At 49.7% G+C, this 18,829-nt stretch carries 15 protein-coding genes, 1 tRNA gene and 1 pseudogene; 10 read left to right on the forward strand and 7 right to left on the reverse strand.

All coding sequences use genetic code 11. The features are described from left to right. Window positions 1-222 precede the first annotated feature (222 nt). Together AC5JLP_RS14900 and AC5JLP_RS14905 are read right to left on the reverse strand one after the other, a co-directional pair. Entirely contained in the window at window positions 223-648 is a 426-nt protein-coding gene (locus tag AC5JLP_RS14900) for a hypothetical protein (protein ID WP_496068709.1), read from the reverse strand. Window positions 649-726: 78 nt separating this feature from the next. Continuing rightward, window positions 727-936: a hypothetical protein gene (locus tag AC5JLP_RS14905; protein ID WP_496068710.1), complete on the reverse strand. Its 210-nt coding sequence runs from the start codon at window positions 934-936 to the stop codon at window positions 727-729. Between the two features lie 173 nt (window positions 937-1,109). Between AC5JLP_RS14905 and AC5JLP_RS14910 the strand changes: the two genes are divergently transcribed. From AC5JLP_RS14910 to AC5JLP_RS14930, 5 genes and pseudogenes are all read left to right on the forward strand, one after another. After that, window positions 1,110-1,181: transfer RNA gene (locus AC5JLP_RS14910), tRNA-Val, on the forward strand. A 175-nt stretch (window positions 1,182-1,356) separates the two neighbouring features. Beyond that, window positions 1,357-2,493 (forward strand): annotated as a pseudogene (locus AC5JLP_RS14915) (ISAs1 family transposase). A 16-nt stretch (window positions 2,494-2,509) separates the two neighbouring features. After that, on the forward strand, window positions 2,510-2,794 hold the full coding sequence (locus tag AC5JLP_RS14920) for a variant leucine-rich repeat-containing protein (protein ID WP_496068711.1): 285 nt from the start codon (window positions 2,510-2,512) through the stop codon (window positions 2,792-2,794). Between the two features lie 122 nt (window positions 2,795-2,916). Next, entirely contained in the window at window positions 2,917-4,218 is a 1,302-nt protein-coding gene (locus AC5JLP_RS14925) for a hypothetical protein (RefSeq protein ID WP_496068712.1), read from the forward strand. Window positions 4,219-4,271: 53 nt separating this feature from the next. Then, window positions 4,272-5,273 carry a P-loop NTPase family protein gene (locus AC5JLP_RS14930; protein ID WP_496068713.1) on the forward strand — a complete coding sequence of 334 codons (1,002 nt, stop codon included), beginning with the start codon at window positions 4,272-4,274 and terminating at the stop codon, window positions 5,271-5,273. An 8-nt stretch (window positions 5,274-5,281) separates the two neighbouring features. Here the strand turns inward: AC5JLP_RS14930 and AC5JLP_RS14935 are convergent, their stop codons facing one another. Continuing rightward, on the reverse strand, window positions 5,282-6,781 hold the full coding sequence (locus tag AC5JLP_RS14935) for a hypothetical protein (RefSeq protein WP_496068714.1): 1,500 nt from the start codon (window positions 6,779-6,781) through the stop codon (window positions 5,282-5,284). A 101-nt stretch (window positions 6,782-6,882) separates the two neighbouring features. Here AC5JLP_RS14935 and AC5JLP_RS14940 point away from each other — a divergent pair, with 101 nt between their 5' ends. The 3 genes from AC5JLP_RS14940 to AC5JLP_RS14950 all read left to right on the forward strand — a co-directional run bounded on the left by AC5JLP_RS14940 (window position 6,883) and on the right by AC5JLP_RS14950 (window position 9,763). Then, the gene (locus AC5JLP_RS14940) at window positions 6,883-7,989 is read left to right on the forward strand and encodes a DUF2201 family putative metallopeptidase (protein ID WP_496068715.1); all 1,107 of its coding nucleotides are present in this window, start codon (window positions 6,883-6,885) and stop codon (window positions 7,987-7,989) included. Continuing rightward, window positions 7,977-8,402, forward strand: a complete 426-nt coding sequence (locus AC5JLP_RS14945) for a VWA-like domain-containing protein (RefSeq protein WP_496068716.1) — start codon at window positions 7,977-7,979, stop codon at window positions 8,400-8,402. The genes AC5JLP_RS14940 and AC5JLP_RS14945 overlap by 13 nt, the downstream gene beginning before the upstream one ends. Window positions 8,403-8,908: 506 nt before the next feature. Continuing rightward, window positions 8,909-9,763, forward strand: coding sequence for a hypothetical protein (locus tag AC5JLP_RS14950; RefSeq protein ID WP_496068717.1), 855 nt, complete (start codon window positions 8,909-8,911; stop codon window positions 9,761-9,763). Between the two features lie 48 nt (window positions 9,764-9,811). Here AC5JLP_RS14950 and AC5JLP_RS14955 read toward each other — a convergent pair whose 3' ends face one another. After that, window positions 9,812-13,993 (reverse strand): hypothetical protein, encoded by a 4,182-nt coding sequence (locus AC5JLP_RS14955; protein ID WP_496068718.1) that lies wholly within the window; start codon window positions 13,991-13,993, stop codon window positions 9,812-9,814. A 99-nt stretch (window positions 13,994-14,092) separates the two neighbouring features. Beyond that, complete coding sequence (locus AC5JLP_RS14960; protein WP_496068719.1) at window positions 14,093-14,683, reverse strand: TetR/AcrR family transcriptional regulator; 591 nt, start codon at window positions 14,681-14,683, stop codon at window positions 14,093-14,095. Window positions 14,684-14,725: 42 nt separating this feature from the next. On the opposite strand from AC5JLP_RS14960, the gene AC5JLP_RS14965 reads away from it, so the two are divergent. Continuing rightward, entirely contained in the window at window positions 14,726-15,217 is a 492-nt protein-coding gene (locus AC5JLP_RS14965; RefSeq protein ID WP_496068720.1) for a hypothetical protein, read from the forward strand. Between the two features lie 15 nt (window positions 15,218-15,232). On the opposite strand, the gene AC5JLP_RS14970 is transcribed toward AC5JLP_RS14965, so the two are convergent. Next, the gene (locus AC5JLP_RS14970) at window positions 15,233-15,865 is read right to left on the reverse strand and encodes a Uma2 family endonuclease (RefSeq protein WP_496068721.1); all 633 of its coding nucleotides are present in this window, start codon (window positions 15,863-15,865) and stop codon (window positions 15,233-15,235) included. Between the two features lie 446 nt (window positions 15,866-16,311). Beyond that, complete coding sequence (rbsK, locus tag AC5JLP_RS14975; protein WP_496068722.1) at window positions 16,312-17,244, reverse strand: ribokinase; 933 nt, start codon at window positions 17,242-17,244, stop codon at window positions 16,312-16,314. A gap of 562 nt (window positions 17,245-17,806) precedes the next feature. On the opposite strand from rbsK, the gene AC5JLP_RS14980 reads away from it, so the two are divergent. Further along, window positions 17,807-18,823 (forward strand): ABC transporter substrate-binding protein, encoded by a 1,017-nt coding sequence (locus AC5JLP_RS14980; protein WP_496068723.1) that lies wholly within the window; start codon window positions 17,807-17,809, stop codon window positions 18,821-18,823. The last annotated feature ends 6 nt before the right edge of the window (window positions 18,824-18,829 follow it).

The raw sequence follows: 18,829 nt of genomic DNA on the forward strand, positions 1-18,829 counted from the left end.
AGACGGAGTTGAAGCAGAAGAACTGACGCACCTGGAGCTGCAGGGTGAGGCGATATTTGAGCAAAGCTCTCAGCACGGTCTGGGCTAGAGAAGGTATGGTTCTCGTTCATGAGGCATTCTCCGTTAGGTGCATAGACTCGAATGGTGTAGCTCATAAGGGTGTGGTGTAGGGGTGAGTAGGAGTCTGAAATCGTCTCTTTTTCAGCAGGGAACACAGAAGGGTTAACGGGCTTTTGAGAAGTGAAAAGTGACTTGGGGGAATAACAGTAACTCGTTACTGAAAAAACGGTCTAGCGCTTCTAGCAGGTCTCCTTTTAGCTGCGACCGCATAAAAGGACTGGTTAAGGCGGTTTCGCTAGTGATGGGGTAGTCGCGCTTAGCGGGGTTCATAGGAGTAGGAGTTGAAATCGTCTCTTTTTCAGGTGTGACGGGTTCAACAGGTGAACATTCAGCTCTCAGTTGAGCCATTAATACAAACGCGTCATAAACAGCATTAGCGATTAAAGCACTTGGAGCATTAAGCTTGCACATCTCGTAACCGTTATTGCGAAACCATGTACCCCATGACTGAAGTTCAATGCGTTTCATCTGAAATACCTTGTCAGGATTAGCAAGCAATTCATTTTTGGTGGGGTAGTTGTAACGCATTTCTCAATCTCCTTAATTTGATTCGGTCTCTTAATCAAACTAACGGTTGTGAAGTTGACCGTCAATAAGTATTTATGCTTATTTTTCCATAGCTTTCTTTAATAGTTCCTCTACTTGTTCAACGGTAAAACCCTGTGCAATAAGCTCATCAATGATTTCAACCATTTTACGAACATCTTCTTTATGCTTGGCGGGAACCTTAATACTCAATGTTTCGTTGTCTGTAAGGTATTTTGGTTTCCTGCCACTACCCTCTCTTGCCCCGCCTCTACCGAATCCTTTAGCCATAACTCAACCTCCCATCACTGCACTACCTGATTCTCTCATAATGCAAAATTTGAAAGCGTAACGTAATCAGCGCTTACCCTTAATCAAGTGTGAAAAGTGTGTGCAGAGAAGTGTGCAATACTGTGAAAAGAGAGACGTAACGTGACCCCTGAAGTGGGTTGCGCGTACTGTCAGGGCGATTAGCACAGTGGTAGCGCACTTCCTTCACACGGAAGGGGTCACTGGTTCGAATCCAGTATCGCCCATACAACTCAAAAGCCTTGAAACGAAAGCCTTGAAAGACGCGAAAGCCTCTCGGGGCTTTCGTTTTTAATGCCACTATGTCGATTTAGAGAAGTAGTACATTTGTGAAGATTAGTCAGGGCAACCGCATACTCGAAATGCGAGGCTTGAGGGGCAACAAACAGAAAGCAGGAAGCTATGCCTCAGTTGGTTGAATCATCCGCCCCATTGCTAGCACATTTCAAGCACCTGGAAGACCCGCGATCGCAGCCTTTGCTGGAGCACGGGCTACTTGACATCATTGGACTGACGATTTGTGCGGTGATTTGCGGTGCCGATACCTGGGTCGACATTGAAAACTACGGGTGTGCGAAGGAGGAGTGGTTGAGGGGCTTTCTGCGGTTGCCCAATGGTATTCCCTCCCACGACACCATCGCTCGGTTATTTGCAGCACTCGACCCAGGAGCCTTGCAGAATTGTTTTTTGAGCTGGGTGCGGAGCGTGGCGCAATTGAGTCAGGGAGAAGTGATTGCGCTTGACGGCAAAACCCTGCGGCATTCCTACGAGACCGGGGGTAGCAAAGGAGCGATTCATATGGTCAGTGCTTGGGCAAGCCAAAATCGCTTGGTTCTCGGACAGACGAAGGTGGATGAGAAGTCGAATGAAATTACAGCGATTCCACAATTGCTGGCGGTGCTAGACTTGCACGGTTGCATCGTCACCATTGACGCGATGGGTACGCAAAAGGACATTGCCAAGCAAATTATCGCTGGTGGTGGGGAGTATGTTCTGAGTCTCAAAGGCAATCAGGGCAACCTTCACCAGGATGTCGAGCAACTGTTCCAATGGACGCGCAAGATTGCGTTCAAAGACGTGACCCACGAGTTTTATCAGACTATTGAGTCAGGTCATGGTCGTGTTGAAATTCGTCGTTACTGGTTGCTCGATGGGGTTGAGCACTTGCTTGATGCTCCGTTGTGGGTCGGACTTCGACGGGTTGGCTTAGTCGAATCGGAACGCCGTTGAGCCGGACAAGCACCCACAATTGAGCAGCGCTACTATTTGGTGAGCCTTGATGGCAATGTTCAACGCTTTGCCTACGCCGTTCGCGCTCATTGGGGCATTGAAAACCAAGTCCACTGGGTCTTGGATGTTGCCTTTGATGAAGATGCCTCTCGCATTCGCAAAGACCATGCTCCCGAAGACCTTTCCCCGATCCGGCATATAGCGCTCAACCTTTTGCGTCAAGACACTGAGACCCAAAACGGCATCGAGGCGAAACGGCTGAAAGCAGGATGGGACAACAACGACCTCGCGCGTCTCCTCACTGCTTGAATATGCGTTTGCCTTAGTGCTTGAGCAGTTAGCGTTGACTGAAATGCTATCTCATGGCAATTCAAGAGACATTATTCTGAAAATTGCTGCCAATCCCAACACAACTGAGACAACGCTGACTCATCTAGCCGAAGCCTTAACTCGCACAATTCGAGCGGCGGTTGCTGCGAATGCCAAGACTCCACTATCTGTTCTAGAGCAACTGGCGCAGGATGACCGACCAGAAGTGCGTCGAGCAGTGGCTGAAAATCCTAATATCTCGGTTGCTCTGAAAGCGAAATTACGGGAGTTTTCGCCTTAATTTTCCGCCACAGCAACGAACAACTCGACGGTAGGCGACTTATGACCAGCTCCAGCATTCTCAATTGACAACTGGGTCGATCGGATCGGGCATATTGAGGTAAGACGCGATCGATCCTGACTATGCTAACGCCAGAACAACAAGCCGCAGACGAAGCAACGCCTGTAGAGAAATTGCGGGAGTTCGTCCAGCAAAGCGTTGAACTCGCACGAATCGTTTCTCGAAATTCCTATGCTGATCCAGAGCTATTGCGAGAATTAGCCGCCAGTTCAGATCAGGAAGCCCGTTGTGGCGTTGCGGCAAATCCCAATGTACCTGTAGAAGTTCTGTTCAAACTAGGTGAGGAGTTTCCAAAGCAGCTATTAGAGAATCCTGTGGTATCTCTTTTGTTATTAGAAAATCCAGATCTCTTTAATAATCTTCCTCGCCCGACGGTAGACAGCATCTTGAAAGAGGAGTGCATCCCGACCTTCTTTCTAAACTGGGCAATCAATCAGCGTCGGATAGATTTTTCAACGTGGCTTGCTAAACAGCCTGAAACACCCAAGCGAGTCCTCGTAGAACAAGCAACTCGCTCAATTGCAGAGCAAAGCGAACCCTGGTGTGAGTTTTTGGAAAGTGTCATTCAAGATCCCAATACGCCTGACGATGTGCTTGAAGTCATCGCGACTAGAGATGACAGACTGCGAAACCCAATGACGGATAGAGTTGATCAGGCGCTTATGCTTAGACCGAAGCTACCCAAACCTGTGATCGAAATTTTGGCAGTCCGAGGTGCCGTCTCTGCCAAGATTGAAATTGCTAGACGACCAATCTCTGCTGATCTTCTCCGAACACTGGCGGAAGATCAATCAGAAGTCTGGCTGCTTTGTGCCGTCGCCCTGAATCCCAACACACCAGAAGATCTGTTAGAGGAATTGATTGTGGGCGATCGCAGTCCATACTATGTCAAAAACTCCGTCGCTTTAAGTCCCAACCTTTCTGATCGACTGGTGTTCCTGCTGCTTGAGAAGGATAATTTTGATACCCGATCACGGCTCGAAATCAACCCCCATCTTCCCATTACAGCATTAGAAAAATTAGCAAAAAGCTCAAACCGGATTCACCAATGGCTTGCGGCTATGCATCCAAATACACCCATGCCAATCTTGATGGATTGGCTCAAGCATGATCCATCCAAGCACACGCTCCTAGCTAGAAATCCTGCCATGCCGGAGGAGATCATTCGCCAATTCTTGAAAAGTCCATCTGCGTCGGTTCGTGCAGGAGTTGCCGAAAATCCCAGTACTCCAGAAACCTTCCTAATTCAGCTATCAACCGACCATGATTCCAATGTCCGTCATGCAGCACAAAAAGCTTTAAAGGACACCGACTCCAGGAAAGCCTGGCAGGAAGTTTACTTCAGCCAATCTACCTGGCAGTAAGCTCCGCGATTTTTGAATCTTCTTTTCACGATTTGGTCATTGATTGCTTCATTATGACTCCCACTGAACTGAAAGCCTACCTTGATCGTCTCCTCACCCAAAACTTGAAGATCAGCACGATGATTTGGGGATCTCCAGGAATCGGCAAATCGAGTATTGTGGGTCAACTGGCGTTGGAAAAGGCGATCGACTTTATCGATGTGCGACTCTCCCAACTGGCCCCCACGGATTTGCGAGGGCTTCCGGTTGCCATAGACGGGATTTCCAAGTGGTATCCGCCAGAATTTTTGCCCCGTGAGGGGAGGGGTATTCTCTTTCTCGATGAACTGAATATGGCTCCTCCAGCTATGCAGGGAGTCGCTCAGCAATTAATTCTCGATCGTCGGGTGGGTTCCTACACAGTTCCAGAGGGGTGGTTTGTTTGGGCAGCAGGGAATCGCAAAGAAGATCGGGCGGCGGTATTTGAGATGCCTGCACCCCTGGCAAATCGGTTTCTACATCTTCAGGTGGAGCCAGACTTTGAGAGTTTCAAAGCCTATGCGCTAGAAACAGGCGTACACGAACAAACCATCGCGTTTCTCTCGTTTCGATCGACGCTACTGCATAAGTTTGACCCCCAGCAGCCTGCCTGGTGTTCGCCGCGATCGTGGGTGATGGCAAGTGCGCTGCACACAGCAGGGTTAGGGATTGCGCCAGCGGTCGGAGTGGCGGCAGAGGCAGAGTTTGCGGCGTATCTTCAACTTTACCGCACCCTACCGGATCTCACGCCCATTCTGAAGGGGAATGGCGATCGCATGGCTTTTCCCACTGAACCGTCTGCCCGCTATGCCACAGCGATCGGTCTGACGGTACGGGCAGCAGACGCAAATCAAGCCTACAGCGCCTTTACCTGGCTCAGTCAAACGGCGACAGCGGAGTGGGTACAGCTATTTGCCATCGATATGTTTCGAGTCATGCGGAGCAAAGGACAGATGGGAACCCTGGCAAAACTGGTGCAGAAAGATGCTCAACTTCAGAAATTTTTGCAGGAGTTTCAGCAATTGGTGGGTTTATGAATTTAGATTTAATTGGGCTTAAATTTTATCTTTAGCGTTTTTTTAGCTGCTTTTATAACACTCTCATCATAATCTCCAGGTAGTTCTTCGCTGATGGCGGTCGATTGCGATCGATAATTTCCAGCGAGTTCTTCAAGGATGGCTGTCGGTGTATTAACATTGCTGGCGATCGCTCTGCGAATATGATCAAACACATATCTAAAGCGTTGGTGGAGCGAGTCTGGCGGATTCGTCGCCAGCATTTCTAATATGTGGGGCGGCGTTTTGGGATGCCCTGCTATCCCTCTGAGAATCCACTCTCCATCCAAATCATCTTCCTGAGTTTCAGTTGCTATCTCGTCAAGAATATCCTCATCATCCCAGTCACCTTCCTGCGTCTCAGTCTGAGCTAAAGTCGCTTCTATTAACGTCTCAAGAACAGTTTCGGTCAAATCATGGCGTCTTAGTACTCCCTCTCGGACTCGACCGCTCGGATCGGTTGCCAACGTTGCGACACTCTCAAGGGACGTATTCGGATGGGTTGCAGCTCTGTAACGCACGTCCTCAGTCTGTGCGTCAACCAGCCGTGCAAGAAGCTTGGCAGGGGTTTTAGGATTTTTGAGCAGGCTGGTGCAAAGTTCTATCAGCCACTCTGCGATGCGCTCTAGAGTGCTAGCCGACGCATTAGGATGTTCTGCCACTTTAAGGAGAATATCCTCATCGGCATCCAGGCTCAGTGCTTCTAACACATGGGAGGGTGTATGGGGATGGTCAGCCACTAATCGACGCACCGCAGGATGGCTATCGGCTGCAAACATTTCCAAGAAATGAACAGGGGTTCCCGGTTTTTCCTCCATAAACTCAGCAAGCGCGATCGCCATCTCTGAAGCATTTGGATGAGCCTTAACCAGACTGCGAATTTCCCAAGACTCTTCTCCAGCTAATTTCTCTAATACGGTTGCTGGGACACCAGGTTTTTGCAGAATTGCCCGATGTATTTCATTATTCCGCCAACTGGCAAACCGATAGAGAATATCAGCGGGTGTATTGGGATTTTTGACAACTGCGGATAGAACATCAAAACTTGAATCTTCTGCCAATTCAATCAATAGTGACGTTGGGGTGTTGGGATTCTTGGCAACGTGACATCGCACAGTTGTTTCAGGGTGTTGGGCAAGCTGCTCCAAAATTGAAATAGGCGTGTTGGGCTTCTGGGCGATCGCACCCAAGACTTCCAGGCTTGGCACCGTAGACAAATTTGCTAACGTCTCACCGGAAGCCGTTGAGCTACGAGCTAAAGATAGGCGGATAAATAAACTCTCAGGTTTCTCTAACAGCAGAATGTTGAAAATCGGGTTGGCAACGATCGCGTCAGGAAACTCTTTGCCCAGCTTCAGGAGAACGTCTTGCGGCGTGTTGGGATGGCTGGCAACTGCCCGACGAACGTCTGCATCTTCATCGTCGGCAAGCTGCTTGAGTAAATCAGGAGCGGTATGATCAGCAAGAGCAAGACGGGTGGCGCGACTCATAGCAGTATCCCGTAAGGCCGTAAGGCAGTAATGATGCTAGTTTGCCCTGAAATTAAGGGCATTTTTACAATAGAACCTGACACCTGGCAATTTGAAGATTCGTGAAGGACTTTCAAACCCTGATCAGTGCCTCTCTCCTGCGGTTGCGAATGAAATCTCCTTTCTTCGCCACACTGGCTCTCTTTGCTCAGTTTATCCCTACGCAGCAGACTCCCGCAGCCGCAACGGACGGCAAGGATATATTCTTTAATCCAGACTATTTACTCTCCCTACCTGCTGCTCAACAGGACGGGCTATTCCTGCACGAAGTCTTGCACGCTGCTCTACTACATCCTTTGCGACGAGGAGTGCGCGATCCCAAACTCTGGAATATTGCTGCTGATATTGTCGTGAACGGCATGATTATTCAGCAAGGTGTTTTTCAATTACCGCCCAACGGATTATGCGATCCCAAACTAGAACATTTCGGTGTAGAAGAAGTATATGAACTGCTGCTGAAACAAGATTCGGAGCAAATGAGTTTACCTAACCCTGATTTGCTCGATCGTCCGCCAGAGGATACTGATTCTAACCAAACTCAGAAGCAAAATCAGTCTAGTCCGACTCCCTCAAGTGAGCAGGTGCAGCAAAGCAGCAAGAACGCTCAAGGAAACGATCGGGACCAAACCGGTAATATCTCTCAGTCAAACAATCGGAACCAGAACCAGGACAATCGGTCTCAGAGACACGATCGAGAACAAACTGGCGATGATACTTCTCAAGCAGACGGTCAAAATCAGGATAAAGGCCGTGGTTCCCAGACGAACGATCAAGGGCAGGTGAGGGAGAATACCGCTCAGATCGGAGATCGGAGTCAAGATACAGAGAATGCAGCTCAATCGCGTGATTTGAGTCAGGATGCAAACCAGCCTCAAGCCAATGCATCCAAGCCAGCATCCGCGAACTCATTTGCGTCTGATAGCCTTTCCCAAGCTCAGAAAGCAGCCCTAGAAGCCCACTGGAAAAACGCACTTCAACAGGCAACGGTGATTGCGCGAACGGTGCATCATGGCAACCTGCCCGCAGGACTGGAGCGAGAGCTAGGCGTAGTGACCACTCCCCAACTGGACTGGCGATCGTATTTGTGGCGCTATCTGATGCAAACGCCGACTGATTTTCAGGGGTTCGATGGCGATTTGTGTACCAGGGGTTATATTTGGAATCGCTGATTGGCGAATCGGTGAATGTTTTTGTGGCAGTGGATACAAGCGGGTCGATCGGGCAGGTAGAACTCCAGGCATTTTTGAGTGAAGTTTATGGCATTTTGGCGGCTTACCCACATCTCCACTGTCTGTTGTACTACGCAGATGCCGATGTGTATGAACCCTATGAGTTAGAGTCGCAGCAAAATTTACCCAAACCGCAGGGGGGCGGCGGAACTTCCTTTGTACCCTTCTTTAAAGCGATCAACCAGGAGTGGGATAGACACAGTCAAGCCGTTAGCATTTACCTGACCGATGGCTATGGAACCTTCCCTTCAAAGCCACCTGAACTACCGACGCTATGGGTTGTGACGCCTGGCGGGTTAGCGTTAGAGCAGTTTCCATTCGGCGAAGCAGTGCGTCTGCTATCCATCGATTAACTTAGAGTTGAAGAGATAAGACGCAAGAAATGTCAAAGTTAGTTGCGTTTGACACGACCAACTGTCGATCGCCATACCACTGCCTCAATTTCTGCTCAGTCTCATCCAGGATAGCGATCGACCCAAGGCGATTGCCACAATTCCCTCAATGGCTTGCAAGCGGTCGACAACATGACAAATGAGCTGGGGCAACTGCTGATTCATAGTACTTCGTCCCATCACTTGTTCTAAATAATAATTGGGTGAACTGAAGCAGCGAAATTAACCACTTCAGTTCACCCGCGACAGATTGCCAATCTGGAACTGATTGTACCTGCTTCAGCCCAGGCAGTGGCATTGATTAAATGATCGTTCAAGAAAGCTTTAAGCAGAGGTTATGTCGGCTGCACTTAGTTTCACCACGATCTAGAAACCTCAGCGTTTAGATACACTAATACCAGCTTGCAATCATCTAGGCATCGCTAAAGCTACCTAGAGGAAATTGCCCACTAACGGAGAGAACAACTATGGCAATTGATTTATCTCCAATGATACAAAGTGCGAAGACCGCCGTTTATAGCTTTATAGCTAACGCAACAAACTCAGCCAATGCTGAAGCAAAAAGCGCACTTAGCAATGCGAGAACTTTAGCCGAAGAGCCGAAGCACTCGATCGAGACGTTGACCAGTCATCTAAGCCAATCGATCAGTAATCTAAATGCATTTATAGGAAACCTAAAAACGTCTGTCTTGGAGACAACTAGTGGTGCCATTAGCAACAACATAGGCACCATCCCAGAGTCTACCAATCAGGCTACAAACACCATCGTAGAAAACACTGGACGGGCATCAGGAGCTTTCGATGCTGCTACCAGCATTGCTGTACAGGTGCTAAACGATGCGGCAACTTCTCTGACTCAAACAGCAGGAAAGACAAAAAATTCACTGAATGAGACATGGCAAAAAACAGGGCAAGTCAGTGAAATGCTTTCTAGCAGCATTCAAAATCTGGTTGTGACTTCAAATCAGTTATGGTTAGAAGAACATCCAATGGTATCTTGGCTAGTCGCTCATCCCTTTTGGGCGATCGCGCTAGTTCTACTGACTCTTTTTCTAACCTGGAGCTTGTTGGGAGCGATCGCCCAATTTACGCAACAGGCTTTTTTGTTGATTTTACAAGCACCACTCAGATTAATTCAATCACTGTTTAGAGGTGTATTTCAGTTACTTAAGCGCACTGATAATCTTCCACTCACTCAGTTCAATGAGGAACAAATGCCTCAAAAGCGGCTTGTTGAAATTCTCAATCGCTTAGAGAGCTTGCGACAGGAACAAGAGGCATTAATGAAGGAAATGCAGACCATTCTTCTCTCCAAGCACTGAAAAGTGCCGCAGTAAATTTGAGCCCCTTTGACGCATCGATGCTGTCTGCTATTCCCAGGCTTCGAGTTCAGTGACCCAATATTGTATCAGGGCAGAAATTTGCGATCGTCGCGCTTCAAACGTCGCCGCAACCCAAATAAATACCAATCCCAGCAAAATGCCCAATGCCCATAGCAGCAACGAGTAATTGTCGATAAAGCGCCAAAGTTGTCGCAATACCTGGATTACAAACGCAGCCGTACCGACAAACAGAAAGGCCCGAATACGCAACACCAAGCCAGCCAGAATAAACCCAAGCTGAAGACTGATGCTGAGAAAGCCCAGTAAGAGGGACGATACACCTGCAATGCCTACTTCCGCTTGATAAAATCCAGTCAGGCAGACTAGTGCTGTTGCAAAACTCCGTAAAAGATGGCGTTTGTCACGATCGCTCGCCCCTCTAAATGTGGGGTCAACTTGCGCGAGATACAACAGCGATAGACTCACCAGTGCAGCAATCCACAGCGGTTCTTCTGCCCTCAGATTATGTAACCACCGCAGTACCGCCCAGTCTGCCAGCAACACACCGATGTAGCTAAGCCGTATTTGTCGTTCCGCTTTTGCTAACCAGGCGTAGAACGCTGCCACAATGAACAAACCCTGAATAGCGATCGCGCCAATCGTCAGCACAGTTACCGCTATAGGTAGAATCGCCGCCGATCGCTCCCACGGTTCGCGTTGCCATCCCCACCGTCGCCAAGGCAATTGATACAGCAAGAAAGCTAGCCCTGCCGCGATCGTCCCGCCCCACGCCAGCAGCAAGCTATCTGGAAGCAACTGGTGCAGAAGATGGGCGATCGTGGCGATCGCTTCGATAATACCTGCGTAAGTCCAGATGAGAAATGAGGTATGGGGTGTGGGGTGTGGGGTGTAGGGTGTAGAGGTCTGAATTGCTCCCGCTGCTTCCCCTGCCCCCCTCTCCCCTCTCTCCTCTCTCCCCATCGCCAATGCATACGCCGCTAAGGTCGCCGCGATGCTTGTCCACAGCCATTCTCCAGTGCTACTTAATGAACTGACGAACGCAAGTGGCAGTAACGCACTGCCCAGTGCCCAATGTAAATGAGCGATCGCTGCTACTTCGTGAACCGAAAGCCGTAGATAGGTCACCAGCCAGCGTTGCAGGAGTTGAACAACGATCGCGATCGCCGCCGCCAATCCTGCCATCAGAACAAGGCCATCCCCTGCTGCGCCGCCTTTTGCCTGCGAGAGTTGGTAAATCAAGAGTTCATACGCTGCGATCGAACCCCCCAACACTGATAGATAAATCAATGGTTTGAAGGGGTGCCTTCGCCCTACACCAATCCCAACGAGCGCTGCCGCCAGCGTGTAAAGCCCGGTTGTAGCGGTAAACGAGCGGTGTTGGAGAAGCAAGCCAATCAGGGCATAAAGAAGAGGGATGAGGTGCCAACTGGAAAGGGGGAAAGGACGGGATGAGGGATGAGGGATGGGGGATGAGGAATGAGTCTCTGGCCGCAGATTGGTGACTTCTGACTCCTGACTCCTGACTCCCCGATGCACTTGCCACCAATCACCCAAAAGTTGCGTTCCTAGACCAAGGGCAAGGTTCACGATCGCCACCGCATCAAGCGATCGTCCAGTTAGCGAGATGATGCCTGTAATCATAAGTTCCAGGCTCCAGGCGATCGCATAGAAGCCTGGGTTTTGAGGCCGTTGCCAGGTGCGATAACTGGTAGCCAGAAAGAGAATGCCAGCAGCCGCTAAGTACTGCCAGTGGGGAGACTCAATCTGTATATAGACTACTAGATGACAGAGCGTCAGGACTGTCAGGGTTACGACTGCAAGCGCGATCGCCCATCCATCTGTTGCCTGTCGATAGAGGGTTGCTAGCACTGTTTCACGACGGCATAGCCATCCCCACAGCAGCCACAGCAGGAGCAGGGCGATCGACAGCAGATTCACACTTAGCTCAACCGTGAGCGAATCTTTAAAAACCTCCCAGACTACAGCCGCCGCAAACGTAAGCCCAAAGCCAATAGTGATCACGGCTGTCAGCAACTGCCGTAACTGATGCGTATTGCTCAACATCAGCACAGTAGCCGTCCCTAACCCAATCAACCGTGCAGGAGCAGAATCGAACATCAAGAGCTGCACTAAAAACAGGGCGATCACGCTCAAAACGCTCGCCGATCGACGTTGAGGGAGGCGGCTACGGCTACCCAACACTGTCAAGGCAAGGGGTACTGCTAGCCACATGCTGCCCCAGGTTGTGGTATTTCCAAAGGTGTGGCTCACAAGCTCCCACAGCGACCATCCACCCAGCACTTTGGTAGACAAGAGTACATAGCTGCTAGCAGCAAGGAGAAGACCTGCATGCCAGGTGCTTTGCTGCCAGCTTGGGAGGGGGAAGGCAGGGGGCGCTGGGTGAGCGGAGGGGGAAGGGGAAGCGGAGGAAGAGTGAGGGGGAAGGAGGAGACTAGCGCTTAGGCTCCATTCAGCGATCGCACCAACAAGTAAAAGCGCTGCCCAGGTGTTTTGGTTCAGGTTGGGCAACCACAGGTGTATGAGAGAGGCGATCGCGGCTAGCCCAGTGCCATGCGTCAGGTAAAGCAGCGCAGCGGTTGGACGAGTGCGCCCTCGCAAAAGAGCAATCAGCGTAGCGGTCAATAGCACTAAATTGAGCGATCGTGTCCAGCTATTGCCAAAGCTGATGGCTGTGAGAACAAGCCCCAGCCCCAATGCCAACCATTCTGCCCGTTTCGCCAAATCGGGTTGCTGCCAACGGCGAAATCTTGCCGCCAACCCTAGTGTGAGTAGCACGTATGGAAAGACCGCTATCCCCAGTAGCGCCACTGGCATTCCCGCTTGCCCAGCCAGTTGAATACTCGTTTCAATGACACGCTGCTGCCAGTCTGGAGGGACGGCACGCCACAGCAGCCAAACCGTTTGCAGCCCTACAAACCAGCCTGCTATGAGATACTGCCCCTGACTCGATCGCAACAGATAATCCGCCAACAACCATATGCTAAGCCCACTGATGGCGATCGCCTGCCAGGGTGGAGTGACTGTCACAGCAATCAGCCAGCCAATCAACAATAAACCAGTACCACCCCGCTGCCAACCAATGCGACTGGCATCTCGTCGCCCCAGCCAGCACAGCAACCAGCCACAGACTCCCACCGCTAAACCAAGTCGGTCGATGGGTACGCCTGCTGCTAAAACAGCACGAGCAAGGAGGAGAAGAGTGGCGATTGCGATCGTGATGGTGGAAAGGGGTTGGGGGGAAGCAGAGGGAGCAGGGGAAGCGAGGGGAGCAAGTTCGTCTACATCCGCTAAATCTTCCTGAACCTCCGTCCCCTCAGAGACCGCTTCTGGCTCCTGACTCCTAACTCTCGACTCCTGACTCTCGTCTCCCAACTCCCGATCCTGATAGACCAGCGCGATCGTCGCCCCGATCGTCCCTACGTAAGTCGCCACTAGAGGAAAGCCTGCCCAACTCCAGCCCCAGTGCAGCCAACTCAACCCGATCTCGGTTCCGAGTGGAAGCAAGTCTCGACTCCCGACTCCCAACTCCCGACTCCCCATCTCCGGTTTAAGCAACTGCACCGTAATGCCTGTCAAGACCAGCGCTGCGATCGCTGCTATCCCCCAGCCCAGCCCACCACTCCACAGCCGAAAGCCATCCATCATCCAGAAATTGACGGGAATAATCAGCAGCGTAGCAATCTGAAGCATTCTTGCTGTCAATCGCAGCTTGGGCTGTCGTCCCGTCCAGACGCTTGCTGCCCAAAAAGCCAGCGTATAGGCAAACAAAATCCCGTACTGCCCGATCGGAGAAAAATTGCGCCACTGAGTTGCTGCCAACACCCCAGACGACACCACCACCATGAACACACCCAGAAACAGCAGCCAGATCACACTGACTTCTGCCATAAAGGATTGAATGCCTCGTGCGATTGGGCTAGGCGAACGTTCAACCGCTACACTTGCCCCTACAGGAACACGTGCGTCTTCAGTCGCAAAATCATTGGCTGCGGCAAAATCATTGTCGGTCGATCGCACCACGATCAACTCTGGTAAGGGGCATGTGAGATGATCGGCACAGATTTGTAAAACGGTGGCCTCCGAAAGCAACCCCAAACGCAACCAAACATCTAAGCCTTCCAAAAGGTTGGGATGCCCGGATTGGACGACAAGCTCAAAGATGATGGGGCGATCGAGCGGAGAAACCATAGCTTATTCAGAGTTTGAAACGTTGCTAGTTGTTAAGCGACTTGAGGCATGGATATAGGATGGCAACCTGAAGTGTGACTGTCAGTGTTTCACCTCAAGTTAGCCCAAAGCGTCTCCAAAAAGCAGGCTCAAGGCACGACGAACATATGCCGTCCAATCTTCTGATGTTGGCTGAAAAATCAAGGCGTAAAGCATAATGCCGCTCATGGCATCGAATACTAAATCTGGATCTAAATCCATCGGAACCTCATTTCTTGCTTTGGCTCGCTCAATGACAACAGCAAACGCCTGTCTTCGAGGTTGTAAGTATTTTGTCCAATAAATCTGGGCAAACCCAGGATTGCTTGATGCGCTGCTAATAATCATGGCAACTGTTTGTCGCCCAAGAGGACTGAGCGTCATTTGTGCAGCGTTCTTAATTAAGACATCAATGTCACTCCCAAGCTTTCCTGTATCAGGAATGACTATCTCTTCGCGGATGCTCTCGATCGCATCAGCCGTCAACTCCTCTTTACCGTTGTAGCGTCGATAAATAGTTGTCTTTCCTACACCAGCGCGATCAGCGATCGCATCAATGCTCATCGCCTCAAAGCCAACTTCTGCCAGCAATTCTAAAGTGGCTTGCAGCATAGCTTGATGAGATTGGGCACTCCGAGGTCTTCCGGGCGGCTTTTTACTTGCATCAGTCATAAGTGCTATCTTAAAAACGATACCGTATCGTATCGAAATAGAATGATGAAACAATATTCTCACTACATGGCTCAAGACAGCACTCAAACCCTTCGAGAAGGTTTAGAGGAATACTACGCGCTAAACCCGCACCTGACGTCGCCGGACACGCAACCACCTGAATTTGCCAAAGTTTTGCGGGCGCATGATGCTGGTCATGTTATCTATGGTTGCGATACAGGAATGTATGACGAATTAAAGATATTACCGTTGTTTTGGTGGACAAGTGAGTGTACCTTTCAACGGTTCCGTGAGATGAGAAATACACCTGCTGTTGATGTCATGTACGACGACATGATCAGAGAAAAGGGAGTTCTTTGGCTCTACGGAGCAGTGATCAGGGTGCTTCCGCTATTAATTCCAGCGCTAGTCTCAATTTGGTTCAAAACCCGTAAACGCCATAATCGTGTTCCTTTTCTGGAGTTTGAGCCGTTGCTCGATCGCTCTCTTCTAGAGATTCGCCAAGAGTTTGATCTTTTACCACTGTTTAAATAATTGGGTATGAGCCATTTACCGTTGCTGTTGCACCCACTGGCGAAAGTTGATTTCGGCAGACACTTCATCCAGTAATGCCGCTTCTAAAAATTGGTATAGATCTGTTTTTTGCACTGAGGGAAAGGTGGAAGAGCGATCGCGCTCAACGTAATGACCATCCACCAGGCACAAAATCTTCCATGCTCGTCCATTAAATCGCCAAAACTCCGGTACACCCATACTGGCATAGAGCCGATTTTTATTAATATCAGTGTTGGTAATATCAACTTCAACGACTAAATCTGGAGCCGGATCACGCTCTAAATCAATTTCGTGATCCGCAACCATAGCGTAATTTTGAATGTAATAGCCGTTATCTGGTTCGGCGCTTTTCAGTAAGTCTTCGCGATTGAGCGTCGTCGACCCCATCGTCTTAATTTTCATACCCAGCTCAACGACCAGAATACGGATAAAAAGTTCAATCAGCCGTGCATAGCGCTCATGGCTTTCAAGGGGCCTCGTAATTTCTAACACTCCGTTGTCATAGATGAAGCGAGCACGAGTACGCTCAGTCAACAATTGCTGAATTTGCTTAAACGACGACCAATCGAGATCGCGAAAGGTAATCCGCTTTTCACCGATCGGCTTAGGTGGAGACTCTAGCAGCATAGAAATAACCTCGCTTCAATGACTCGATGAGTGTTTTTGAGAAAAGGCTTCAAACTAACAACTAATAATAAAATTCTCACTCACTGAACGCAGATGACCTTTGCAGCTCAGCAGCCATATTTTACGTCCGGTGCAGCGCGACCGTCCTCAACCGTATTCCGGCTTCTTAGTTTTGTCAGTCAAGCAGGAGCTTCCCCTATGCTATCTGGAGCCCACGGCACTAATTGTGATCAGAGAAGTGCAGATGAATGCGATCGCTAGTAATAGTCTCTTTCCCACATAACCTTCCTTTGGACGCTAATAAGTGAGCTTCATTTATTAAGCAGTGAAAAGCTTAAATCGCCCTGATGATTAACTTGGAGAAGCCTAAAAATTGAAAAGAAACTATTCGGTAAATAATACTAACTAATGAATCGAGCGCATATCAAATCGATCGCGACTCCATTCTAGCGATCGTGCTGTTTGAGAAAGGTTTCCACTGTGGCGCGATCGGGCAAGGATGACTGTGCGCCTGCTTTAGTAGCGGAGAGCGCTCCAGTTGCTGCGCCCCAAACGATTGCCTGCCGTATTGACAAGCCCTCTGACAGGGCGGCGGCCATTCCCCCATTAAAAGCATCGCCAGCCGCCACCGTATCAACCGCCTTCACTGCAAAAGCCGGGATAAAAAAGGATTCGTCTGGCGTTGCACAAAAGACCCCGGTTGCGCCTAGTTTAATCACAACAGTCTCCACACCCCGTTGATGTAGGACAGTGGCAGCCTGAGCAGCAGTCGTTGGATCATGTACCGGAAAAGCAACCAATTTGCTTGCTTCAACGGCATTGGGCGTCATGATGTTGACACAGGCATAAAGCTCCGCTGGCATGTCAGATCGCGCTGGGGCTGGATCTAAAATCACACGAACTCTAGCCTGATGTGCGGCTTGCGCGGCGGCTAATACAGCCGGAAGCGGAATTTCAAATTGCAGCAAGAGGGCAGCAGCACCCGGTAGGCGCTGGATGACGCGATTAACGTCGATCGCCTCAATCTGTCCGTTTGCCCCTGAAATGACAATAATGTGATTTTCGCTTCGATCGTCCACTGCAATCATCGCCACACCCGACGCAGTAGTTTCATCAACCAACACATCTGATGTGTTAACCTCAGCCGACTGAAGATCGGCAAGTAGAGCTTGCCCGAACCCATCGTTTCCTACACGCCCTACCATCACGGTCGGTATATGCAATCGCGCGACAGCTACTGCCTGGTTTGCGCCCTTGCCACCGGGAATGGTTGCAAAGCTGTAGCCCAAGAGTGTTTCACCCGGAACTGGCAGTGAGGGCGTTCGGGCAACTAAATCCATATTAATGCTGCCAAAAACAACAACATGTGGTGCATTCATAAGCGTACCAACGGGTTAGATGAGAGCCAGGAGTTACTTTTTATTAAGCTTACGACGGTTTTAATGTTAGGAGAAAAGCTAAAACTGCCTTCTAAAAAGGGTTTTAGCACACAAGAATCTGCACTCTATCTTTGGGTATAGACGCTTGTCTGAGGATTTTATTTTGCAAACCATCACGGTAGGATAGAAATCTGGGAAGTGAAATGAAAGCAATAGCTGCAAGTTTAATGACAAGCAGGTTTAATCAAAGTTGTTTAATTCACTGAGACTGTTTATATCATCTACTTTAGACGTAACTAGTAGTGATTTTAGAAACGCAAACTCATTGCCTGGTTCACGTTTAAGCTTACGGCTCAAGCGAAACCCGGCATTAAACCATCTGAAACAATCGCCTTGCTGGCAACTCATACGGGTTGTAAAACGTTGATACTGCAAGTCTGGCACTGCCGATCGTAGTGTATTGCTGATTTAATCTTTAGCGATTCACTATTGTTTGTATTGACATCATTTGCATTTGTCCATGAGTCTGCTTTAACTGACTTTCTGTTAATGAATGGGTGACATGACCGTGAAAAAAGTAGCAATTCGTAACGCGCTCCGTCAAGGCAGTCTTGCGGCTGGCATCGTGGGTCTTGCTAGCAGTGCCTTTGTCGCTTGTACCGCAGGCAATCAGATTAATGAAGGCGTTCAGAAGGCGGTGCAAAGCGGTGATTTGAAATCGATCGCCGTGACCGTTGGCGACCTCAGCAATCCCTTTTTTGTGCTGATGGGACGGGGTGCAGAGGCAGAAGCCAGAAAGATTGGTGGTGACAGCGTGAGAACGACGATTGTTTCTAGTGGGTATGACCTGAATCAACAGTTCAACCAGATTGAAAACTTCATCGCGTCCAATACCAATGTCGTTATTCTGAATGCTGCTGATAGCAAGGGCATTGCCCCCGCAGTCGCCAAAGCCAAGCAAGCAGGGTTGATTGTCATTGCGGTGGACACGGGCGCTGATGGCGGCGTGGATGCCACGATTACGTCCAACAATGTGCAAGCGGGACAGCTCAGTTGTCAATACATTGTTGATCGCCTCAAGGGTAAGGGCAATGTAGTTATCGTCAACGGGCCGCCCGTCAATTCAGTGCTCGATCGGGTGAAAGGCTGTGAAGACGTCTTTGCCAAAAATCCAGGTATCAAAGTGCTGTCTAAAGACCAGAACGCGGAAGGCAGTCGAGATGGTGGGTTACGCGTGATGACGGATTTGCTGACTTCGTTTCCCAAAATTGATGCCGTCTTTTCGATCAATGACCCTAGCGGCATTGGGGCAGAACTCGCTGCCAAACAGGCGAAACGCAATGAATTCTTCATTGTGAGTGTAGATGGTGCACCCGAAGCAAAACAGGCGATCGAAGACCCTAAGAGCCTTTTTGTTGCAACGGCTGCTCAAGACCCACTGGGCATGACTCAGAAAGCCGTGCAGGTGGGTAACGATATTTTGCATGGTAAAAGACCTGCCGACCCCAACATTTTGATTCCCGTTAAGCTCATTACCCGCGACAACGTCAGTAGCTACAAAGGCTGGACGGGAGAGTGAGGGATG

Source organism: Stenomitos rutilans, assembly GCF_059505485.1.